The organism is Kluyvera sichuanensis (genome assembly GCF_014218705.1).
Taxonomy (GTDB): domain Bacteria; phylum Pseudomonadota; class Gammaproteobacteria; order Enterobacterales; family Enterobacteriaceae; genus Kluyvera; species Kluyvera sichuanensis.
This window is the reverse complement of the sequence record NZ_JABBJF010000102.1, coordinates 1-248: the sequence shown is the minus strand read 5'-3', so window position 1 is coordinate 248 and position 248 is coordinate 1. Positions and strand designations below refer to the sequence as shown.

The 248-nt window shown below is 64.1% G+C and carries 1 pseudogene; it reads left to right on the top strand.

The features are described 5' to 3' along the window. Positions 1-248: pseudogene (locus HII27_RS26950) on the top strand (oxaloacetate decarboxylase subunit beta); the annotation flags it as partial.

Sequence of the window (248 nt, the reverse complement as noted above, 5' to 3'; positions counted from 1 at the left end):
GCGAAGAAGTTTGAGCCGCTGCTGCTGCTGCCGATTGGCTTCGGCGGCCTGCTCTCCAACATCCCGGAAGCGGGTATGGCGCTGACCGCGCTGGAAAGCCTGCTGGCCCATCACGATGCCGGACAGCTGGCGGTGATTGCCGCGAAGCTCAATTGCGCGGCGGACGTACACGCCATTAAAGAGGCGTTAGCGCTGGCGCTGCCGTCGGTGCAGGGCCAGATGGAGAATCTGGCGGTGGACATGGGCTA